Source organism: Vulcaniibacterium tengchongense (assembly GCF_003814555.1).
GTDB classification, from domain to species: domain Bacteria; phylum Pseudomonadota; class Gammaproteobacteria; order Xanthomonadales; family Xanthomonadaceae; genus Vulcaniibacterium; species Vulcaniibacterium tengchongense.
Genome location: NZ_RKQN01000001.1, coordinates 934,529 through 955,565 on the forward strand (window position 1 = coordinate 934,529; position 21,037 = coordinate 955,565).

Here is a 21,037-nt window from a genome sequence, read left to right on the forward strand (position 1 = left end):
AAGACGACCCCATGGCAACGCATCTGATTACCCGGACGGAATCGCATGTCCACGCGGCGACGCCGATCGCGCGCGACGACGACATCGACCTGCCGACCATGGTCACCACGCTGACCGACAACAAGCGGCTGATCCTGTTCGGCACCGCGTTGTTCCTGCTGTTCGGTGCCGCCTACCTGATCGTGGCCACGCCCAAGTACGAGGCCAGTGCCGTGGTCCAGGTGGAAGCGCGGCCGCCGACCGTGCCCGGGGTGAACAACCCGTCCAACCTGCAGGGGCCTCCGGCCGATCCGGCGGCGGCCTCCACCGAGATGCAGCTGCTGACCTCGCGCCGGGTGCTGGGCGAAGCGGTGCAGAAGCTCGGCCTGGACGTGCGCGTGGAACCGGCGCGGTTCCCGCTGTTCGGCGATTTCGTCGCGCGCCAGTTCCAAGGCGCGAATCCGGGCCAGGTGTCCAGCCCCTGGTTCGGCCTGAGCCGCTACGGCTGGGGCGGCGAGAAGGTGGAGGTCGCCCGGCTCGAGGTGCCCGACGAGCTGATCGACGTGCCGATGCAGCTGGTCGCCGGCCAGAACGGCCACTACACGCTATACGACGCCAACGGCAACGAGCTGCTGCAAGGGCGCGCCGGCACCACCGCGGCGGCCGGCGGCGTGATCGCCGACATCAGGACGCTGCGCGCCAACCCGGGCATGCGCTTCACCGTGACCAAGCTCAACTCGCTGGTGATCCTCGACGCGCTCAAGGGCGACATCGAGGTCGCCGAGCAGGGGCGCAGTTCCGGCATCATCGCGCTGCGCTACGCCAATGCGGACCCGATCCGCGCGCGCCAGGTGCTCGAGCAGATCACCGAGTCCTACGTGCACCAGAACGTGGCGCGCAACTCGGCCGAGGCGGCCAAGCGGCTGAAGTTCGTCACCGAGCAGCTGCCTAACGTGCGCCGCCAGCTGGCCGAGGCCCAGGCCGCGCTGCGCGAGTTCCAGACCCGCCACCAGACCCTCGACGTCAACGTGCAGAACGAGGCGCTGCTGAACCAGGCGGTGGCGCTGGACACCAACATCCGCCAGCTGCGCGTGCAGCAGGCCGATCTGGGCAGCCGCTACACGCCGGCGCACCCGGCCTACCGCGCGGTCGCGCAGCAGATCTCCCAGTTCGAACGGGAGAAGGGCGCCTTGCTGGCGCGCCTGCGGCAGCTGCCGGAGACCCAGCAGGGCCTGTTCCGGCTCACCCGCGACGTGGAGGTCATCAACCAGACCTACGCCAACCTGCTCGACCAGGCGCAGCAGCTGAACATCGCCCGCGAGAGCGCGGTCGGCAACGCGCGCGTGATCGATCCGGCCGCGGTGCGCCTGGACAGCCCGGCCTGGCCGAAGCCGTTGCCGGTGCTGGCCGGCGCCGCGCTGCTCGGCGCGATGCTGTCGGTCGCGTTCGTGCTGGTGCGGCAGATGTTCCGCCGCGGCATCGAGGACCCCGCCGACGTCGAGCTGCTCGGCCTGCCGGTATACGCCTCGATTCCGTTCAGCGAGAAGGGGCGGGAACTGGCCTTGCAGTCGGGCCGCAATTTCCGCGACGGCCAGCGCCTGCTCGCGCTGCGCGCGCCCACCGACCTGGCGATGGAGGCCCTGCGCACGCTGCGCACCAGCCTGCACTTCGCCCGCCTGAAGACCAAGAACAACCTGCTGATGATCGCCGCGCCCAGCCCCGGCGTCGGCAAGACCTTCGTCTGCGCCAATCTGGCGGTCACCATCGCCCAGACCGGGCAGCGCGTGCTGCTGGTGGACGCCGACATGCGCCGCGGCACCTTGCACGACGCCGTTGGCGTGCGCTCGGAGGGCGGCCTGTCCGAACTGATCGCCGGGCAGATCCCGCTCGACGAGGCGATCCGGCGCGTGCCGGGCGCGGACAACCTGTCGTTCATCTCGCGGGGCGCGACCCCGCCGAACCCGTCCGAACTGCTGATGCACGATCGCTTCCGCGAACTGCTGCAACGACTGTCGGGCGAGTACGACATCATCATCATCGACACGCCGCCGGTGCTGGCGGTGACCGACGCGATCGTGATCGGCCACCACGTCGGCAGCTGCCTGATGGTGGTGCGCTGGGGCCTGAACCAGCAGCGCGAGATCGCCCTGGCCAAGCAGCGCCTGGAGCAGAACGGCGTGGAGGTGAAGGGCGCGATCTTCAACGGCGTGCAGAAGCGCGGCGCCGGGCACTACACCTACAGCTACTACGAGTACCACTCGCTACCCGCCCAGGCGAGCCGCTAAGGAAGGCCCATGCAGATCACGATGTCGCCTTACTACGGCACGCCGGATTTCTCGGCGCTGGTCCAGGAAGGCGGGGCGCGCGGGGACATCGACCCGGTGTCGGTGGCCGACCTGCTGCGCAACGCCTTCGTCTATCCGCCGCATTCGATCTACCAGGGCGTCAAGCTGGTCACCTTCGGCTTCTGCCCGGGCGACGACATGCACACGGCGCCGAAGTTCCGCTTCAAGTTCCGCAACGCGGGCGAGGTGCCGGAGCGGGTCAGCGAGGAGCGGGACTGGGTCGGCCTCTACCATCGCCTGTTGTGCGAGGCGGTGAGCCGCAGCTGCGCGCGGATGCGCTCCCCGTGGCTGCTGCAGAGCGGCGGCAAGGATTCGACCACGCTGGCGATCGCGATCGCCGATGCGCGCCCGGACGCCGTCTGCATCACCTACCTGGGCGGACGCGAGGAGAACGAAACCGACTCGGCCACCCACGTCGCCACGGCGCTCGGCCTGCGCCACGAGACCCTGGTCTGCGACCCGGGCCGCGCCTACGACCGCTATCTCGCGGTGGCGCGGCGCATGCCGCTGCTGACCGCGGACTTCGCGCTGCTGTCCTACGTCGACCTGGCCACGGAGATCGCCGCGCGCGGCGGCGATGGCATGATCGACGGCCTTGGCGCCGACAGCTACTTCGGCACGCCGATGAACCGCCAGCAATGGTTGCTGGCGCGGCTGGCGCGCGGATTGCGCCTGCCGGGCTGGCTGGCCGAGCTGCCGCTGGTCGAGCGCAGCTTCGAGCTGTGCTTCGTGCTCGGTACGCTGCAGATGAACCCGATCGAGCGGGTCTTCCCCGGCTCCCGCTTCACCGACGCGGAAGTGGACGAACTGTTCGGCCGCGGCATTTCGCGGCAGTCGCGGCAGCGGCTGGAGTTGTTCAAGGAGGAGATCGCCAGCGCCACCACCTCCTGGGAATGGCGCGACATGTCGATGTCGATCGCCGGCTCCGCGGGCGCCTTCGCCAAGGGTCTGTACACCGCCAGTGCGCTCGGACTGGACGCGGCGTACCCGTTCTGCGACCGCGACCTGCGCGAATGGATCCACCACGAGGTGCCGCGCTACCAGAAGGTCGACCCGACCACCAAGGTCAACAAGCTGCTGATCCGCAGCCACATCGCCACGCGCTTCCGCGAGTTGCCCTACGTGCAGCGCAAGGGCAGCTTCCGCTTCGACCTGTGCGGGCTGGCGGCGGCGCGCTTCGACCGGGTGCGCGATTTCGCCGACCAGGCGCGCGACCTGCTGCCGGGCGCGCCGCGTTGGCTGGACCGCAACCGCCGCCGCCTCGACAACAAGTACCACGCTTCGAAGTTCTACCTGCTGGCGATCGTGCTGCCATGGCTGGTCGAGCGCGCGGTCGCGCCGGTGGCGGTGCCCGAACGGATGGTGGAGGCGCATGGGCGCGAACTGGTCGGCGCCTGAGGCGCGCGCGGGACGCCGGCGTTTCCTCGGTGGCGCCGCCGGCGCCCTGGCGCTGCTGGTGCCGGCGCAGGCGGTGTGGGCGCGACCGCTGCCGGCGCGCGAACGCGGCGCGGCGCGGATCGACGTGCGCGCGCACGGCGCCCGCGGCGACGGCGTCCGCGACGACACCGCCGCGTTCCAGGCCGCGATCGACGCCCTGCCGCCCGACGGCGGCGTGGTCCAGGTGCCGGCCGGCGACTATCTGATCGATCCGGTACGGGGCGTGCAGTTGCGCGGACGGATGCATCTGCAGCTCGCTGCCGGCGCGCGCCTGCGGGCACGCCCGAACGCGGCCGAGCGCGCCTACGTGCTCAACGTGGAGGGCGTGGAGCAGGTCGAGATCTCGGGTGGCGAGATCGTCGGCGAGCGCGATCGCCACCTCGGCACCAGCGGCGAGTGGGGCCACGGCATCATGATCCGCGGCAGCACCGGGGTGACCGTGCACGACATGCGCCTGTCCAAGTGCTGGGGCGACGGCATCTCGATCGGCGGCCAATCGGGGCGCGGCCGGCCGGTGCGGCCCAGCCGCGACGTGGTGATCGCCAACGTGGTCTGCCTGGGCAACCGCCGCCAGGGCCTGACCATCGGCCGCTCGCGCCAGGTGCGCGTGTACGACTCCGAGTTCAGCGAGACCTACGGCACCCTGCCGGCCTGCGGGATCGACGTGGAGCCGGATGCAGGCGACATCACCGAGGACGTGCTGATCGAGAACTGCCGGGCGCGCGCCAACCAGGGCGCCGGCATCCAGCTGTACAAGCGGGTGTCGCGCGCGATCGTGCGCGACTGCGAGATCGCCGGCAACCGCGGCTACGGCATCGCCGTGATCGGCGCCGCCGATTGCGTGCTCGACGGCAACCACATCCGCGACAACGGCCTGGCCGGCGTCGGCGTGCGGCCCGGATCGCGCGGCATCGAGATCAAGGGCAACCGCTTCGCGGGGAACGCCGCGCAACGGCGCCGCAACGCGACGCGCGCCGCCGCGGCCCCGCGCGTGCGGCACGTGTCGGTCGCCAAGGGCGTGCCTGCGGTGCGGATCGGCGACGACAACCGGTTCGCCGACTGAGAGCCGTCCATCCGTACGCCGTTGCATGCCGCGCTTGCGCATGCGCGGCATGCGTCCGCAGGCGCTGTCCGCGGTGTCCCGCGCATGTTCCGTGCTGCGCCGGGCGCTCGGCGCCGCCTAGCGCGGCTCAACGCCCGCGATTTTGCGCTCCCCGTCGCGTTCGTTTATGTTCCGGCCCGCGGTTCTTGATCCCGCCTCGACAGGGATGCGCGGCAGACCGCGGTCATTCGCCAGGACCCGCGCGACCGGATTTTCGCGCTCGAGCGCGGCGCTGCGCGTTCATTTCGCGCAGCGCGTTCGTGCTCTTGCCGTAGTCATCAAGTTGAACAGGGGGCGGACTGAATCGTTCAGTGCCGGAGACTTGCGCGCGCTCACAAATACGCGAATGCCCCGCTGCGGTTCATGTCGGTTCGGGTAGATTGCCGCCAGTCACGAAAGTCGACGTGACGTGATTTTTGGATGACCCCGCCGCGCTGAACGACGGGCCGGCATACCCCAGAAAGGGCCAACTGTGAAAGTAAACGAACTCGTGCACATCGTGCGCGAGGCTGGGATGCCTCGTCGCCAATTTCTCCGCAAGTCCATGCTGCTGGCCGTCCCGGCCGCGGTCGCCGCCACCGGCATCCCGCGCAGCGTCTTCGCCGCCACCGGCGCCAGCACCTCCAACGCCTACGACCCGCCGGTCCGCGCCCGCGGCAGCGCGACGATCAACGTGCGCAACCGCGGCGCCTACGGCGACGGCGTGCATGACGACACCGCCGCGTTCCAGGCCGCAATCGACGCCCTGCCGAGCGGCGGCGGCACGGTGTACGTGCCGGACGGCACCTACGTGATCGACCCGGTGAAGAAGGTGTACCTGCGCAGCAAGACGCACCTGCAGATGGCTTCGGGCGCCAAGCTCGTCGCCAAGCGCAACGACGCCGAACGCGCCTACGTGCTGATGGTCTACAAGGTCAGCGACGTGGAGATCTCCGGCGGCCAGATCGTCGGCGACCGCGACAACCATCTCGGCACCACCGGCGAGTGGGGCCACGGCATCATGGTGCGCGGTTCGTCGCGCGTGACCATCCGCGACATCCGCATCTCCAAGTGCTGGGGCGACGGCATCTCGATCGGTGCCGCGATGGTGCTGAACAAGCCGTCGATCAGTTCCTACGACGTGGTGATCGCGAACGTGGTCAGCACCGGCAACCGCCGCCACGGCCTGACCATCGGCCGTTGCAGCAATATCCGCGTGTACGACAGCGAGTTCAGCTACAACCGCGGGCTGTCGTTCGCCTGCGGCATCGACATCGAGCCGGATACCACCGATGCCGGGACCGCGTTGAACATCCACATCGAGAACTGCCTGATCACCCGCAACCAGAGCAACGGCATCCTTTGCTACAAGAAGGCTTCCGGCGTGACCTACCGCCGCAACACCTTCTCGTACAACGGCGGCTACGGCTTGCTGGCGCAGAGCACGGCGAGCGGCTACGTGGCGCTCAACAAGTTCGAGCACAACTACCTGATGGGCGTGATGTTCCGCAACGGCACGCGCACCTACCAGGTCAGCGGCAACTCGTTCTGGAACAACCACACCCGCATGCACGGGGTGAACAGCGGCACGCCGGTGTACAAGTCGATGACCGGCCTGGTCGGCGGCAACTACGGCAACGGCGCGCACATCCAGGCCGGCAGCGACTGCTCCGACATCCGGGTGACGAGCAACAACTACGCCAAGTAAGGCGGCATCCAGGTGCCGGACGGCACCGCAGCGACGCGGTTCGCCGGAAACGGCGGGCGGGACGCATGACAAGAAGCGATGCGCTCCCGCGCACCGCCAAAGGCAACGCCCACGACCGCCTGCGCGAAAGCGCAGGCGGTTTTTTCATGCCATCCGCCCCGTTCATTCAACGCTGTGCGACGTGAGGGGCGCGTGGAAGGCCCGGGGAAAGCGCTGAATACAATCGTGCGGCGCACAAGAACTTCCAATAACGAAGCGCGCCCAGCCGCAGCTGCGCATTGCGGACGAGGTGCGAAGAGGGGCCGATGCGATTCGTCCTTTTCGCCAACACCGATTGGTACCTGTACAACTTCCGTCTCTCGACCGCGCTGCGCCTGAAGGCGCACGGCGTCGAACCCGTGATGCTGTCGCCGCCGGGCGAGTTCGGCCCGCGCTTCGCCAAGCACGGCATCCGCTGGATCACCCTGCCGATGGACCGCGCGAGCCTCAATCCGCTGCGCGAAAGCTGGACGGTGCGCCACCTGGCGCGCGTGCTGCGCGAGGAGAGGCCGGACCTGCTGCACAACTTCACCGTCAAGTGCGCGGTGTACGGCGCGCTTGCCGCGCGCGTGGCGCGGGTGCCGGCGGTGGTGAACGCCGTCACCGGGCTGGGCTACGTGTTCACCAGCGACACGCCGAAGGCGCGGCTGCTCCGGCCGGTGGTCAGCGCGCTGATGCGCTGCGCGCTCGACGGCGGAAACTCGCGGGTGATCCTGCAGAACGGCGACGACGCCGAGGCGCTCGCCGCCGCACGCCTGGTGGCCCCGGAGCGCATGCGGCTGATCCGGAGCTCCGGCGTCAACACCGAGCGCTTCCACCCGCCGCCGCGCGACGACGGCGCGCGGCGGCCGCTGCGCGTGCTGCTCGCGGCGCGGCTGGTGCAGGAGAAGGGCGTGCGCGAGTTCGCCGGCGCCGCCGCGTTGTTGCGCGGGCAGGGCCGGGACGTCGAGTTCCTGCTCGCGGGGCAGCCCGATCCGGGCAATCCGCACACGATCGAACGCGCCGAGGTCGAAGCCTGGCAGAAGGAGGGCCGGCTGCGATGGCTCGGCCACGTCGACGACATGCCGGCGCTGCTGCATACCGTCGACGTGATGGCCTTGCCCAGCTATTACCGCGAAGGCGTGCCGAAGAGCCTGATCGAAGGCGCGGCCAGCGGCCTGGCGCTGGTGACGACCAACCTGCCGGGATGTCGCGAAGTGGTGGCCCGCGACGGCGTGGACGGTCTGCACGTGGCGCCGCGCGACGCGGCTTCGCTGGCCGCCGCGCTCGCGCGGCTGGACGACGACCGTGCACTGCTGCGCCGGCTCGGCGACGCGGCGCGCCAGCGCGCGTTGCAGCACTTCGACGAGCGCCTGGTGATCGAGCGCACGCTCGAGGTATACGGCGAACTGCTGCGCGCGCCGCTGCCGGCCGCGCCCGCGATGGCGGCGACCCATGATCCCGCGCGCCTGGCGTAACGCGGCCGCCGCGATCGGCCTGCTCTGGCTGGCCACCGCGGCCGGCGCGGCCATGGTCTTCCTGGCGCAGATGCTGCTGGCGCGGCGCCTGGGCCCGCCGGAATACGGCCTGTTCGCCTCGTCGCTGGCGACGGTGACCATGGTCGCGCCGCTGGCCGGCTTCGGCCTGTCGCAGTTCCGGCTCAAGGCCTACGGCGCGGAAGGCTGGGGCGCCGACCGCTGGCTGCGGCCGTCGTTGCGCTTCACCGTGCTGAGCACCGCGGCGGCGTTCGCGATCGTGCTGGTCTGGGCGCTGCGCGGCGGGCCGGTCGACGCGCCGACCCGGGCCGCGCTGCTGGCGCTGTCGCCGGTGATCCTGGGCATGCTCGCGATCGACCTGGTCGGCAGCAAGCTGCGCCTGGAGGAGCGCTACGGCGCGCTCGCCGGCTGGCAGATGCTGATGCCGGCCGGGCGGTTGCTGGTCGCGGTGCTGGTGGTGCTGATCCCCTCGGCGGGCGTGGTGTCGGCCACGCTCGGCTACTGCGCGGTCGCGTTGCTGGCGGTGGCGCTGGCGTTGCCGCAGCTGCGGGCGATGCTGCGCGGCGGAATGCAGTTGCGCGGCCACGGGCCGCGCCCTGCCGACTTCGCGCCGGCGCCGAACCCGGGCGTGATGCGCCTGTGCGCCGAGGCCTGGGCCTACGGCGTGGCGGCGGTGCTGTACCCGGTGTTCTTCCAGGTCAGCACGGTGCTGCTGAAGTATCTCGGCGGCGACGCGCAGGCCGGCCGCTACGGCATCGCGCTGGCGGTGATGACCGCGATCTACCTGCTGCCGGCCACGGTGTACCAGAAGTTCCTGCTGTCGAAGCTGCACCGCTGGGCGGTGCACGAGGTCGACAAGTTCTGGCGCGTGTACCGCCGCGGCAACTGGGCGATGCTGCTGTCCGGGCTCGCGGTCGGGCTGGCGCTGGCCGTCGCCGCCCCGCTGCTGGTGCCGCTGGCGTTCGGCGAGGCCTACCGCGGCGTCGCCGCGATCCTGATGGTGCTGGCCTTGTGCGTGCCGATCCGCTTCCTCTCGACCGCGGTCGGTTCCGCTCTCCTGACCTCCGATCACATGCGCTACCGAGTGCTGGCGATGGCGGCGGCGACCGCGGCCGCCGTCGGACTGAACCTGCTGCTGATCCCGTTCTACGCCGAGCTCGGCGCAGCCGCGGCCACGGTCCTGGCCGAGCTGCTGCTGCTGCTGGCGATGTACCTGGGCGTGCGCCGCATTCCGCGGCCGGAGGCGACGGCATGAGCGCGCGATTGAAGGTGGGCTTCACCGGCTACTACGGCATGCGCAACTTCGGCGACGATCTGTTCGGCGTGCTTTGCGCGGCTGCGGCGCGGCGCTACTGGGACGGCGAGCCGCTGCTGGTCGGCCCGCGCCTGGCCGAGAGCGGGTGCCGCAGCACCATGCCGCGCTGGTACCCGGCGTCGTTGTACGGCGCCACCGGCGCGGGGGGCAAGGCGAGCCGGCTGTACAGCTTCCTGCGTGCCGTCGCCGGTACCGACGTGCTGGTGATGGGCGGCGGCTCGGTGATCACCGCGCGCGAGTCGTTCCGCAAGCCGCTGATGCTGGCGGCGCGGCGCTACCGGGGGCTGCAGCTGGCCGCGGTGGGCGTGTCGATCGGGCCGTTCGCCAATGCCGCCGAGGAAGCGCACGCGGCCGAGTTCGTCTCGCAGTTCCGTTACCTGGCGGTGCGCGACGCGCGTTCCTACGAAGCCGCGCAGCGCATGGGCGTGGGCGAGATCGCCCACCGCGGCCGCGACCTGGCCGGGTTGCTGCCGCTGCTGGCGCCGGCGCCGCGACCGCCGCAGGTCGCCGGGCGACGCCTGCGCATCGGCCTGGCGCCGTGCAACTACGGCGCCAAGGACGGCTACCCGGTGCCGGAGCGCGTGGCCACGCACGCGGCGCTGGTACAGGCGCTGAAGCAGCTGGCGGCGCGCTTCCCGTTGCAGGTGGACGTGTTCAGCCTGAACGAGCATCCGACCCACGGCGACGTCGCCTTGGGCGACGCGCTGCAGCGGGCGCTGGGCGAGAGCGGGGTGCTCAGCCGCCGCGTGCGCTACCGGGGCATGGGGCCGCTGGCGCTGGCGCGCGAGATCGCCGCCTGCGATGCGTTCGTCAGCGCGCGCCTGCACGGGGCGATCGTGTCGTACCTGTACGGCGTGCCGTTCACGATCATCGACTACCACCCGAAGTGCCGCGACTTCGCCGACGACATCGGCCTGGGCCCGCTGCAGCGGATCACCGCGCAGCGCCACGACGCCGCCGCGTTCGGCGAGGCCTTCGCGGCCATGCTCGCAGGCGACGGACGGCCGGCGCTTTCACGCGAGATATACGCCGGCCAGGCGCAAGACATATTCAAATGCGCGCCATGGGCGCAGTGCGAATCCTTGCAACCGGCACCGATATGACCGAACCCGACGCGATCACCTCCGAACCGGTCGCCACCGACGCGACCGCGCCCGCCACCGGCGCCGCCCGCGCGCAGGCGTTGCGCACCGCGGCGCGCGCGCCGGTCAGCGTGGTGGTTCCCTGCTACCGCTGCCGCGACACCATCGGCGACGCGGTCGCTTCGATCGCGGCGCAGACGCTGCCGCCGGCGCAGGTGCTGCTGGTCGACGACTGCAGCGGCGACGGCACCCTGGGCGCGCTGCATGCGCTGGCGGCGACGTATCCGCCGGGCTGGATCGAAGTGGTCGCGCTGCCGCGCAACGGCGGGCCCTCGCGCGCGCGCAACGCGGGCTGGGAGCGCGCCACCCAGGAGTACGTGGCCTTCCTCGATGCCGACGACACCTGGGCGCCGCGGAAGCTGGAGCTGCAGATGCGGGCGCTGCGCGCCGACCCGCAGATCGCGCTGATCGCCCACCGCATGGAAGTGCGCGAGCGTGGCGCGCCGCTGCCGCCGCAGCCGGCGGGCGAGCCGCGCCTGCGCCTGGTCGGGCGCCGCCGGCTGCTGCTCAACAATCCGTTTCCGACCGCCTCGGTGGTGCTGCGCCGCGACTTGCCGTTCCGCTTCGACGAGAACTTCCGCCGCGTCGAGGACTTCCTGCTGTGGGCGCAGATCGGTTTTTCGGGCTACCGCTGCGCCAAGCTCGACCGCACGCTCGCCTACTGGCACAAGCCGACCTACGGCGCCGGCGGGCTCAGCGGCGACCTCGAGGCGATGCACCGCGCCGGGCGCGAAGTGCGGCGCGAGCTGCTGCGCCAGGGCCTGGTGAGCCGCGGCGAGCACTGGCTCGCGCGCGCGTTCGGCATCCTGCGGCGCGCGCGCCGCCGCGTCCTCTTGACCCTGCGCCGCAGCCGCGGCATGGAGGCGACGCCATGATCCGCGGCGAGGCCATCGACGCGTTCCCGCCCGCACGGCGCAGCGAGGACCTGGTCGCCGGCGCGGCCTTAAGCCTGCTGTTGCTGCTCGCGGTGGCCGCGTACGGTTGCTGGGTGGTGGGCGGGCGCGGGCTCGACGTCGGCACGGACACCCGCGTGTATGCCGGTTTCTTCCTCAGCATCGGCCAGCAGCCGATCGAGACCCGGCTCGAGGCCGGCTTCGTCCTGGTCACCTACCTGCTGCGCAAGCTCGGCCTGGACGCGAACGGCTACCTGACCGCGATGTTCGCGCTGCTGCTGCTCGCGGTGGCGGCGGCGACCCGGACCTACCATCGCTACCTTGGCGGCGGGCGCGGCTACCTGACCCTGCTCAGCGCGGCGTTGATGCTGCTGTTCGTCTCGCCGATGTTCGTCAACGGCTCGATCAACGCGATGCGCCAGGGCATGGCCGCGCCGCTGGTGTTCGCCGCGCTGCTGTGCTTCCAGCAGCGCCGCTGGTGGGCGTTCCTGGCCTATGGCGCCGTCGCGACCAGCCTGCACCTGTCCTCGCTGCTGTACCTGGCCTGCGTACCGGCGTTGCTGCTGAGCGGCGGCTGGCAGCGCGTGCTGGCGGTGGCCGCGTTCCTGGTCTACGTCTCCGGCCTGTCGCAGATCCTGGTGCAGGCGCTCCTGCCGGCGCTGCACACGATGGTGATGGAGTACACGCCGAACGCGCACTACCGCATCGGCGTGCGCCCGGACTTCGCCGTGTTCTCGTTCTTCTGGTACGTGCTGGCGCAGATGCTGCTGCCGCTGGTGCGCGGCGAGTACCGCGACGCCATCCGCCGAAGCACCGAGGCCTACCTGGTGATGCTGCTGCCGTTCTTCGCGATCGGCTGGGGCTACTTCTCCAACCGCTATCTGCTGCCGGGCTGGATCAGCGTGTCGCTGATCCTGGCCGCGGTGCTGTGCCACAGCCGGCTCGCGCCGCTGCGCCAGCCGCTGCTGATCCGCTTCGGCCTGGTCGCGGCCTGCCCGGTGCTGTATTTCCTCGTCACCCGCGAGATCGTGATCTGATCGTCCATGCCGTCGTTCCTGCAGGAGTTCCTGGTCGGGCTCACCTATCCCCCCGCGCTGTCGTTCTGGTTGCTGGCCTGCGCCGCGCTGGCCGCGCTGCTGCACTGGCGCAGGCTGGGCGCGCTGATGCTCGCGGTCGCGCTGGGCTGGTCGGGCCTGTGGTCGCTGCCGAGCGCGTCGGACTGGCTGCGCGGGCTGCTCGAGAGCCGCTATCCGGTCGTGGACGAGGCCGAACTGCCGCGCGCGGACGCGATCGTCGTGCTGGGCGGCGGGGCGCGCTACGGCTGGCTGGACCGGCCGGACGTGCGCCCGGAGCAGTTGCGCAGCAGCCGCCTGGCCGCCGGCGCGCGCGCCTGGCTGGCGGGGCGCGCGCCGATCGTGATCCTGTCCGGCGGGGGCGAGGGCGGCATCACCGAGGCGCGACGCATGGCCGCGGCGATCGCCCGGCTGGGCGTCCCCGAATCCGCGCTGGTGCTGGAGGAACGCAGCCGCGACACCCGCGACAACGCGCGCTACACCGCCGAACTGGCCGAGCAGCACGGCGTGCACCGGGTGCTGCTGGTGACCTCGGCGCTGCACATGCCGCGCGCCAGCCTGCTGTTCCGCCAGGCCGGGATCGAGGCGATTCCGGTGCCCGTGCCCGAGCGCGCGACGCGCGCCTCATGGCGGGAGCGCTGGCTGCCCTCGCGCAGCGCGCTGTGGCGCAGCGGGCGCGCGTTGAAGGAGTTGGCCGGGCTCGCGGCCGTTCATCTGGCCGGCTGAGCCGATATCCCGCGCGGGGAGGACGGGGGCGTTCGAAGTCCCGCCGGCCAGGGCGCACGTGCCCGCATCCCGGCTCCCTGCGGGCGGTGCACCCAAGGAGGTGGCGGCTGGCTGCTCTCTGAACGCGCCGCCGCGGCCAACGGCGTCCTCACGCGGCCCACGCAGGCCGCTCACTAGGCTTGCCGCAGCGACTCCGGCCAAGGCCTCGCCGCGGCGGGTCGCGGACGTCCATTCCGGCGCCGTGTCCGCAGGACGCGGGGGCTTGCGGCGCCGCCAATTCGAGGGCTGCAACTTGAACACCGTCATCCGTGCCAGTGCCATCCGCGTCTGTGCGATCGCGGTCAGCGCGGTCTTGCTCGGCGGCTGCGCCACCCACTCCATGTACGCGTCCGGCGCCGGCGACCAACTCATCAAGAGCGGCGACGTGAACCTGGTTCCGATCACGCCGGACCTGCTCGCCAGCGCGCCCGCGCAAGCCGAATCGGGCCTGCCGCGCGAGCTGGTCGACTACCGTCCCGAGTCCTACCGGATCAACCCGGGCGACACGCTGCTGGTGACGGTGTGGGACCATCCGGAGCTGACCACGCCGGCCGGCACCGAGCAGCAGGCGGTCACCAACGGCCGCTTGGTGAAGCCGGACGGGTCGTTCTTCTTCCCCTACGCGGGCAATCTCAACGTCGCCGGCATGACCGTCGAGGAACTGCGCGACAAACTGGTGGCCCGCTTGAGCACCTACCTGCGCAGCCCGCAGGTCGACGTCAACGTGGTCGGCTACGGCAGCCGGGTCACGCTGCAGGGCGCGTTCGTCGACACCACGCCGCAGCAGGTCACCACGGTGCCGCTGACCCTGTCGCAGGCGATCGGCCGCGCCCGCGTCGACACCGAGCAGGCCGACCTGTCCGGCCTGGTGCTGACCCGCGACGGCAAGGACTACCGCATCGACCTGGACGCGCTGTCGCGCAACGAGTCCTCCGCGTCCGAGATCTATCTCAAGCCCGGCGACCGGCTGTTCCTGCCCTACAACGACCGCAAGGAGGTGTACGTGGTGGGCGAGGTGCTGCGCCCGCAGGCGATCACCTTCAAGACCTCGGGCATGAGCCTCAGCCAGGCGCTGGGCCGCAGCGGCGGCCTCAACCCGGTCACCGCCAAGGGCGAGGCGGTGTACGTGATCCGCGGCATGGACATGGCGCAGAAGCAGAACAAGCCGGCGACGGTCTACCACCTCGACGCGAGTTCGCCGTCGTCGTTCGCGCTGGCGGACCGCTTCTCGCTGCAGCCGGGCGACGTGGTCTGGGTCGGCGCGGCCGGCGTCACCCGCTGGAACCGCTTCTTGAGCCAGTTGCTGCCGCTGTCCGGCCTGATCAGCAACACCGCCTCGGCGCAGTACAACTTCGGCAATCGCGGCAATTGAGCCGGAGCCTGGCGCGACCCGCGGCGTTCCCGGTGTAGGCGACCCGGCGATGCCAGGCGCGAGCGGCCCCGCGGCCGCTCGCGCCTTCGCTTGCGCGGCGCTCAGCGCAAGGTGAGTACGTAGCCGACGCCGCGCACCGAGCTCAGGGGCAGCTCGTGGCCGAACGCCTTGAGCACCTTGCGCCGGAGGCGGTGCACCAGCATTTCCAGCCGATGCGGATCGAAGGCATGGATGTCGCGCGACAGGCAGGCGATGATGGTTTCGCGCGTGACGGTCTGGCCGGCCCGGGCGAACAGCAGGCTGGCCAGCAGATATTCCAGGTGGGTCAGGCGCACGATGCCGCCGTGCGGCCCGACCAGGCTCCAGGTTTCGTCGACGCGCCAGCCGGAGCGGTCGGTCGCGGCCGTGCCGGCCGCCGGCCGCGGCTCGAGGCGCCGCATCACGCTGCGCAGGGTCGCGGCGAGGATGTCGAGATCCACCGGCTTGGCGAGGTAGGCGTCGGCGCCGGTTTCCAGACCGTGCACCTGCTCGGCGTTGCCGACACGTCCGGTCAGCATCACGATGCCGGCGTCGGAATTGGCGCGCAGATGGCGCGCGACCGCGAAGCCATCCTCGTCGGGCAGGCCGATGTCGAGCACGAACATGGAGAAATCCCGCGCCAGCACCGCCCGGTAGGTCTCGATCGCACTGCCGACGCCGACCAGACGCTCGAATCCCCGGTCGCGCAATCCCGGTATCAGGATCTCCTCGCGCATTTCCGGATCGTCCTCGACCACGAGGACCCAACGTTCGCTGCTCATGTACTCCCCAAGCCCATCTCCGCGCGCGCGGCGGGCGTTCCAGCGAACGCTGCGCACCGGCGTACGATCTCTCCGTGCAACTGAATAGCCGATCGGCGTTCCCCTGTCATGTCCTGAACGCGAAAACGTTATGAACTCGGTCAGCTTGACGTGCGCGCTCGGCGAGCGCGTGCGCCGAAGCCGGCATCGGCAGGCCGCGCGGGAATTCACGAAACGTGTATGTAACGCGTCTGATCGAGGTCGATCGGCTTGGGTGTCGCAGGCGCGCCGGAGCGGCCAACGCGAGAACAGGCCCCGAGGCTTTGCGGCACCGGCGCCTGCGCTTATAGTGACGGCACTGCCGGCGAGCCGAAAGCCAGCCGGTGATCGTTAGGGGAGCACCATGTCCGGTCCTACCGCAGGCGGCGCCAGCGGCCTCGCCGTTTGGCGCACCGTCGCCGGCTGGCTGACGCGCGTTCCGATCGACGACCCCGTGGACCGGCGCAACGCGCCGATGCTGCAGATCGTGCTGCTGCTGCTCGGGCTCGCGCCGCCCCTGCTGTGGGGCTACCGCATCGCGCTGAGCACGATTCCCTGGCGCGGGTGGGAAACCTACAGCCTGGCGCTGAGCCTGTCGCTCAGCGCGGTGTCGCTTTTCAGCTTCTTCCTGATCCGGCGCGGCCGGTTCCGCTGGGCGCTGCTGCAGTTCCTGGGCGCGGTCGCGGTGGTGATGATGCTGTCGTACGCGGGCAACGGCTTCGACGCGAACCGCTACGAGCAGCCGGTGCAGATGATCTGGCTGATCGTCGCCGGGCTGATGCTGGGCCCGGGCGCCCTGTGGCTGATGTACGGCTGGATCACGCTGTCGTTCGCGGCCGGCATCTGGCGCGACATCGCGGTCGGAGCGAAGGCCGCCGAGGTGCCGAGCGATTTCATCGTCGATGGCGTGGTGAGCGCCGTGATCCTGCTGCTGATCGCGGTGGTGGTGGACCGCAGCGCCCGCGCCCTGCGCGAAAGCCTGGGCGAGGCCACCCGGCGCGGCAACGAACTGGCCCGAGCCAACCGCCGCCTCCAGGAGGAGATCGCCGAACGCGAGCGGATGCAGAACCAGCTGATCCACGCGCAGAAGGTCGAGGCGGTGGGCCGGCTGGCCAGCGGCGTGGCGCACGATTTCAACCACCTGCTCGGGCTGGTCCTGGGCTACGTCGAGCGCGGCAAGCGCGCCGACCCCGACGAGGAGATGCGCGGGATCCTGCGCGGGGTGGAATCGGCGGCGCGGCGCGCGACGGCGATCGGCCAGAAGCTGGTGAGCTTCAGCCGGCAGGAGATCGCACGCCCCGCGGTCTTCGATGCGAGCGAGGCGCTGCGCGAGATGCGGCCGATGCTGCGCCAATTGCTGCGCTCGTCGGTCGAACTGGCGCTGGACGTGCCCGACCGGCCGTTGCCGGTCCACCTCGACCGCGCCCATTTCGAGCTGGCGGTCCTCAATATCGCCGCGAACGCCGACCACGCCATGCCCGAGGGCGGCCGCTTCGCGGTGTCCGCGCGCAGCCTGGACGGCACGGCCGAGATCGAGCTGCGCGACACCGGCTGCGGCATGAGCGAGCCGGTGCTGGCGCGCGTGTTCGAGCCGTTCTTCACCACCAAGCCGAGCGGGCAGGGCACCGGGCTCGGCCTGGCGGTCGTGCGCGACGTGGTGGTCGGCGCAGGCGGCGGCATCGAGGTGGACAGCGCGCCCGGGCGCGGCTCGACCTTCCGCATCCGTTTGCCGCTGGCGCGGGCCGAGACGGCCGCGGCCGAGGGCGTCCGCAGCGAAGCCGAAGAGGCGTGAGCGCGCCCGCGGCGCCCGCCGCATCACTCCGGTTCCGCATTCCGTAGCGAAAGGGGGAAATCGTGCTGTCTTCCTATTTTCTGGCCGTGGTGCTCGCCCTGTTCGGCGGCGATCCGAGCGCACCGGGCGAAGACCCGGGCGCGCCGCAGGCCAGCGGCTACATCTTTCCTTGCGCGACCTGCAAGGCGAATTGAGCCTGCGACACGGCCGCTCCCGCGGGGGAGGGCGGCACGGAACGGCGTAGGAAAGGTGCCGTCCTGAGCCCGCTGCGTCGATCGCGCGAACGGTACGGCGATCGTGCGGCCGTCAGGCCGCCGGATGCCGAAGGTCGGCCACCGCGTGGATCGCGCCGGAAGGCGGGCTAGCGCACGCGCGGCGGATGCGCGCGCCCGGCATGCCGCCAGCTTCGACGTCGCTTCGACGCGTCGATCCGTGCGGCCGGCCGCGACGCGATGGTTACCGGGGTAACGAATCGGCTCCACGCGGCGCCGCTGCGGCATCATCATCGGCCGGGCGGCCACGCTCCGGCGGCCGGGCAAGGTGCGCCCGTGCCTGGTTCCGATACCATCCCGGGACGGCGGGACGGCCATGCGGCCTCGGCACGCGAGTTTTCGGCACATGGCAGCGCCGGACTTCCAGCCCTGATGCGAGATCCCCACGATGATCGAGAACGCTCCGCGACGTCGCTCCGTTCCGTCCGACCTCCGCGTCAAGCCGCGCGCCGGCGCCGGCGCCGTCGCCGCGGCCGTCGTCACGCTGCTGTTCTGCAGCGCGCCGGCGCCTGCGCAAGCTCCGGCCGCTGCGAACGGAGCCGCCGCCGGCGTGGCCCACCCCGAACTCTGGCCGGAGGCGGCGAGCCGCGGGCTGGAGGACGCGCGAACCGAGGCCTTCGTCGAGGCGCTGCTGGCGAAGATGAGCCTGGAGGAGAAGGTGGGGCAGATGATCCAGGGCGACATCCTCAGCGTGCGCCCGGAGGACCTGCGCCGGTATCCGCTCGGCTCGATCCTCGCCGGCGGCAGTTCGCCGCCGCTGGACGCCCCCGACCGCTCGCCGGCCGGGCCCTGGATCGACACCGCGCGCGCGTTCCGCGCCGTCTCGCTGGAGCGTCGCGGCGACCACGAACCGATTCCGGTGATGTTCGGCATCGATGCCGTCCACGGCAACAACAACGTGGTCGGCGCGACGATCTTCCCGCACAACATCGGCCTCGGCGCGGCCAACGACCCGAAGCTGATCCGCCGCATCGGCGAGGCCACCGCGGTGGAAACCGCCGCGGCCGGCTTCGATTGGGCGTTCGGGCCGACCCTGGCGGTGCCGCAGAACGACGGCTGGGGCCGCGCCTACGAGGGCTATTCCGAGGATCCCGACCTGGTGCGCCGCTACGCCGGCGAGATGGTGACCGGCCTGCAGGGCGAGCCCGGGCTGCGCGGGCCGCTGCAGCGCGGGCGCGTGGCCGCGTCGGCCAAGCACTTCCTCGGCGACGGCGGCACCGAGGGCGGCGTCGACCAGGGCGACAATCGCGCCAGCGAGGAGCAGCTGGTGCGCGTGCACAACGCCGGCTACCCGAAGGCGATCGAGGCCGGGGCGATGACGGTGATGGCCTCGTTCTCCAGCTGGCAGGGCGTGAAGATGCACGGCAACCGCAGCCTGCTCACCGACGTGCTGAAGGGACGCATGGGCTTCGACGGCTTCGTCGTCGGCGACTGGAACGGCCACGGCCAGGTCCCCGGCTGCACCCCGACCGACTGCGCCGCGGCGTTCAACGCCGGCCTCGACATGGCGATGGCGCCGGACAGCTGGAAAGGCCTGTACGAGAACACCCTGGCGCAGGCGCGTTCCGGCGCGATCCCGATCGCGCGCATCGACGACGCCGTGCGCCGCATCCTGCGGGTCAAGCATCGGCTCGGCCTGTTCGATCCGGCGCGGCCGTTCGAGGGGCGCACCGAGCTGATCGGCGCGCCGGAGCACCGCGCGCTCGCGCGCGAGGCTGTGCGCAAGACCCTGGTGCTGCTGAAGAACAACGGCGGCGTGCTGCCGATCCGGCCCGATGCGAAGGTGCTGGTTGCCGGGCCCGGCGCCGACGACGTCGGCATGCAGTCCGGCGGCTGGACCCTGTCCTGGCAGGGTACCGGCAACCGGCGCAGCGACTTCCCCAATGCGCAGAGCATCTACGAGGGCCTGCGCGAGGCGCTGCAGGCCGGTGGCGGCCGCGCCGAACTGAGCGTGGCGGGCGAGTTCACCGAGCGCCCCGACGTCGCCGTGGTCGTGTTCGGCGAAGCGCCGTACGCGGAGTTCCTCGGCGACGTGCAGACGCTGGAGCACCAGCCGGGCGACAAGCGCGACCTGGCGCTGCTGAAGAAGCTCAAGGCGCAGGGCATCCCGGTGGTGTCGGTGTTCCTGTCCGGGCGGCCGCTGTGGGTGAACCCGGAGCTCAACGCCTCCGACGCCTTCGTCGCCGCGTGGTGGCCGGGCAGCGAGGGCGGCGGCATCGCCGACGTGCTGGTCGCAGGCCGCGACGGCAAGCCGCGCCACGATTTCCAGGGGCGGCTGTCGTTCTCCTGGCCGCGCACCGCGGCGCAGCTGGAGCTCAACAAGGGCCAGCCCGGCTACGACCCGCTGTTCCCGCTCGGCTACGGGTTGACCTACGCCTCGCGCGATACCGTGCCGGCGCTGCCGGAAATCTCCGGCGTCAATGCCGCGACCACCAACGCCGGCAACTACTACCTCAACGGGCGCACGCCGCCGCCGTGGCGGATGGTGCTGCGCGAGGGCGGGCGGACCGTCGCGGTGGAGACCAACGCCGCCGCCTCGGCCAGCGGCGCGCTGAGCCTGCGCGCGGTCGATGCGGCGGGCCGCCAGGAGGGCGGCCGCCAGCTGCGCTGGAGCGGCCAACGCGAGGCGAGCGTGGCGATCGTCGGCGGTCCCGAGGCCAAGCCGCTCGACCTGGAGCGCCAAGCCAACGGCGACGTCTCGCTGCAATTGCAGTACCGGGTCGATGCGGCGCCGCAGGGCAAGGTGACGATGGCGCTGGGCTGCGGCCCGGCTTGCCGCCCGGTCGACGTGACGTCGCTGCTGGCCGCGGCGCCGGCCGGCGAGTGGCGCACCGCCAAGATCCGGCTGGCCTGCTTCCGCAGCGCACCGGACGCCAAGCTCGCCGGCATCCTCGAGCCGTTCGCGCTGAGCGCCGACGCGCCGCTGCAGTTGTCGATCGCCGAAGTGCGGCTGATGGCCGACCCCTCCGGCGCGACCTGCCCGGACCGCACCGAGGGCAAGTGAGCGCACGCGGCCGTGGCCCGCGCCAGGCGCGGCCGCGGGGGCGCCGCCGGTTTGCAGGGCCCGGCGCACGGGCGGGACGGGTTCGCGCGCCGACGTGCGTAGCGGCCGCGGATTCCGGTGCGCGGCACGGCCGCCCGGGCGGCGTGCGCTGCGCCGACCCGGAGCGTGCCCGGCCCGGGCCCCGCCGGCCGCCGCCCGCCCGCGCCCGCGGCGTGCTGCGGGTGCGCAATGACAGCGCTGTCGGAAGCCGGCAAGATCGGCGGTGCCGGCGGTTCGGTGGGAGGGCAGGGTGGCGAGCGATTCGAGCAGCGGACGGGCTTCGACGCACCGCCTGGCCTCGGCTGTGCCGGGACGCGACGGGCGGCATCGGTCTTCGCTCGCGCTCGGCGCGACCCGCTGCAGGCGCGGTGCAGGAGCCCGCGGCGGCGCTCCGGTCCGAGGATCCACGCGCCGCGGGGCGATGCCGCGGCTTTTCACTCGCGCAGTAGTCGATCCGCCGATGCGGTACGGCCGGTCCGCATGGCACC

15 protein-coding genes are annotated in these 21,037 nt (G+C 71.6%); 14 read left to right on the forward strand and 1 reads right to left on the reverse strand.

The genetic code is table 11. The features are described 5' to 3' along the window. The first annotated feature begins 11 nt into the window (after positions 1-11). The 11 genes from EDC50_RS04175 (at position 12) to EDC50_RS04225 (ending at position 14,624) form a co-directional block, all read left to right on the forward strand. Positions 12-2,264 (forward strand): polysaccharide biosynthesis tyrosine autokinase, encoded by a 2,253-nt coding sequence (locus tag EDC50_RS04175; protein ID WP_123769183.1) that lies wholly within the window; start codon positions 12-14, stop codon positions 2,262-2,264. A gap of 9 nt (positions 2,265-2,273) precedes the next feature. Continuing rightward, positions 2,274-3,722 carry an asparagine synthase-related protein gene (locus EDC50_RS04180; protein WP_123769184.1) on the forward strand — a complete coding sequence of 483 codons (1,449 nt, stop codon included), beginning with the start codon at positions 2,274-2,276 and terminating at the stop codon, positions 3,720-3,722. Continuing rightward, the gene (locus tag EDC50_RS04185) at positions 3,697-4,824 is read left to right on the forward strand and encodes a right-handed parallel beta-helix repeat-containing protein (protein ID WP_123769185.1); all 1,128 of its coding nucleotides are present in this window, start codon (positions 3,697-3,699) and stop codon (positions 4,822-4,824) included. Before EDC50_RS04180 ends, EDC50_RS04185 begins: the two co-directional genes overlap by 26 nt. 583 nt (positions 4,825-5,407) lie before the next feature. Next, positions 5,408-6,550, forward strand: a complete 1,143-nt coding sequence (locus EDC50_RS04190; RefSeq protein WP_158635659.1) for a right-handed parallel beta-helix repeat-containing protein — start codon at positions 5,408-5,410, stop codon at positions 6,548-6,550. 305 nt (positions 6,551-6,855) lie between these two features. Further along, positions 6,856-8,046: a glycosyltransferase family 4 protein gene (locus EDC50_RS04195; protein ID WP_123769187.1), complete on the forward strand. Its 1,191-nt coding sequence runs from the start codon at positions 6,856-6,858 to the stop codon at positions 8,044-8,046. Further along, positions 8,024-9,319, forward strand: a complete 1,296-nt coding sequence (locus tag EDC50_RS04200; protein ID WP_123769188.1) for a lipopolysaccharide biosynthesis protein — start codon at positions 8,024-8,026, stop codon at positions 9,317-9,319. The genes EDC50_RS04195 and EDC50_RS04200 overlap by 23 nt, the downstream gene beginning before the upstream one ends. After that, complete coding sequence (locus tag EDC50_RS04205) at positions 9,316-10,482, forward strand: polysaccharide pyruvyl transferase family protein (RefSeq protein WP_123769189.1); 1,167 nt, start codon at positions 9,316-9,318, stop codon at positions 10,480-10,482. The genes EDC50_RS04200 and EDC50_RS04205 overlap by 4 nt, the downstream gene beginning before the upstream one ends. Then, positions 10,479-11,396 carry a glycosyltransferase family 2 protein gene (locus EDC50_RS04210; RefSeq protein ID WP_158635660.1) on the forward strand — a complete coding sequence of 306 codons (918 nt, stop codon included), beginning with the start codon at positions 10,479-10,481 and terminating at the stop codon, positions 11,394-11,396. Before EDC50_RS04205 ends, EDC50_RS04210 begins: the two co-directional genes overlap by 4 nt. Next, positions 11,393-12,451, forward strand: a complete 1,059-nt coding sequence (locus EDC50_RS04215; protein ID WP_123769191.1) for an EpsG family protein — start codon at positions 11,393-11,395, stop codon at positions 12,449-12,451. Before EDC50_RS04210 ends, EDC50_RS04215 begins: the two co-directional genes overlap by 4 nt. Positions 12,452-12,457: 6 nt before the next feature. Further along, complete coding sequence (locus tag EDC50_RS04220; RefSeq protein WP_123769192.1) at positions 12,458-13,213, forward strand: YdcF family protein; 756 nt, start codon at positions 12,458-12,460, stop codon at positions 13,211-13,213. A 292-nt stretch (positions 13,214-13,505) separates the two neighbouring features. Further along, positions 13,506-14,624 carry a polysaccharide biosynthesis/export family protein gene (locus EDC50_RS04225; protein ID WP_242002954.1) on the forward strand — a complete coding sequence of 373 codons (1,119 nt, stop codon included), beginning with the start codon at positions 13,506-13,508 and terminating at the stop codon, positions 14,622-14,624. A 101-nt stretch (positions 14,625-14,725) separates the two neighbouring features. Here the strand turns inward: EDC50_RS04225 and EDC50_RS04230 are convergent, their stop codons facing one another. Then, positions 14,726-15,424, reverse strand: a complete 699-nt coding sequence (locus tag EDC50_RS04230; RefSeq protein ID WP_123769633.1) for a response regulator transcription factor — start codon at positions 15,422-15,424, stop codon at positions 14,726-14,728. Between the two features lie 382 nt (positions 15,425-15,806). On the opposite strand from EDC50_RS04230, the gene EDC50_RS04235 reads away from it, so the two are divergent. From EDC50_RS04235 to EDC50_RS04240, 3 genes are all read left to right on the forward strand, one after another. Beyond that, positions 15,807-17,234: a sensor histidine kinase gene (locus EDC50_RS04235; RefSeq protein WP_123769193.1), complete on the forward strand. Its 1,428-nt coding sequence runs from the start codon at positions 15,807-15,809 to the stop codon at positions 17,232-17,234. 62 nt (positions 17,235-17,296) lie between these two features. Further along, entirely contained in the window at positions 17,297-17,428 is a 132-nt protein-coding gene (locus tag EDC50_RS16785) for a hypothetical protein (protein ID WP_277872339.1), read from the forward strand. 718 nt (positions 17,429-18,146) lie between these two features. Beyond that, positions 18,147-20,510 (forward strand): glycoside hydrolase family 3 protein, encoded by a 2,364-nt coding sequence (locus EDC50_RS04240; protein ID WP_425477896.1) that lies wholly within the window; start codon positions 18,147-18,149, stop codon positions 20,508-20,510. The last annotated feature ends 527 nt before the right edge of the window (positions 20,511-21,037 follow it).